The organism is Noviherbaspirillum denitrificans, from assembly GCF_002211445.1.
Classification (GTDB): domain Bacteria; phylum Pseudomonadota; class Gammaproteobacteria; order Burkholderiales; family Burkholderiaceae_D; genus Noviherbaspirillum; species Noviherbaspirillum denitrificans.
Genome location: NZ_LSTO01000001.1, coordinates 4,230,261 through 4,231,326 on the forward strand (window position 1 = coordinate 4,230,261; position 1,066 = coordinate 4,231,326).

The 1,066-nt window shown below is 63.1% G+C and carries 1 protein-coding gene and 1 pseudogene; one reads left to right on the forward strand and one right to left on the reverse strand.

All coding sequences use genetic code 11. From position 1 onward, the window contains the following. Positions 1 to 391 (forward strand): annotated as a pseudogene (locus AYR66_RS29700) (hypothetical protein); the annotation flags it as partial. 47 nt (positions 392 to 438) lie between these two features. Here AYR66_RS29700 and AYR66_RS20505 read toward each other — a convergent pair. Further along, a partial coding sequence (locus AYR66_RS20505) for a sulfite exporter TauE/SafE family protein (RefSeq protein WP_141104283.1) occupies positions 439 to 1,066 on the reverse strand: 628 nt, incomplete at its 5' end.

The following is a 1,066-nucleotide window of genomic DNA, read 5'->3' on the forward strand; positions in this document are numbered from 1 at the left end:
CGGCGCGCCCGATCCGGCCGTCACCGAACTGATCCTCCAGGCGTCGCAGGAAAAAGGCATCACGCGGCGCCCGTTCAGCGCCGACGAAATCCAGCGCCGCCTGCTGCTGACGATGGCGAACGAAGCCGCGCTGCTGCTGGCCGAAGGCGTGACGACACGGGCCAGCGACATCGATCTCGTCATGGTCAACGGTTTCGGCTTCCCGAAGTGGGAAGGCGGCCCGGTGTTCTGGGCATGCCGCCAGGAACCCGCGGTGCTGGAGCAGGAACTGGACAAACTGATTGCCGCCAGCGGCAAGGGTTATCGCAAGGGGGAATTGGGGATGCTGCGGCGCTTGCTGCCGGCGGATCGGATTCCGGCGGTGCAAACTGATGGGCGGCTAGCGGCGTAGCCAGGCGCTCGTAGGGTGGATAGAGCGGAGCGAAACCCACCCTACGTCTACCGCAACGCCATCCACACCAACTGCAAACCACTCACCAGCAGGCACACCTGCGCCAGCTGGTAAAACCAGAAATGGTTGATCTTCCCCTGCAGCCACTGCCCTGCCCTCACCCCAACGGGAACCAGCGGAAGCAACAGCAGGCTGGTCATCAGCGTGTGCGCATCGAATTGCCCGAGCAGCGAATACGGCACCAGCTTGACCATGTTCATCGTCATGAAGAATCCGTTCATGGTCGCGACATACGTCATCTTCTCCATGCGCTGCGGAATCAGGTAAGCCATTGCCGGCGGACCGCCTGCATGGGCGACAAAGCTGGTGTAGCCGGATAACGCGGACCAGAACAAGCCGCGGCGTACGGATGGGTCCGCCGGCGCGCGGGACACGCGGTTTCCGATGAAGTAATACACCGAAAACACAATTGCAATCGCGCCGACCATCAGGCGCAAGCCATTCGCGTCCAGCTTGCCGAAACTGAGTGCGCCCAGCGCGATTCCCGCCATGCCGCCCATCAGCATGGTGCGAAGCACGGCGCGATTCCATCGACCGATATAGTTGCGCAAGCCGACGAGATCGGCGGCACACAGCAGCGGAAGCATGATGGCGGCCGCTTGCGGCGGTGCGGTG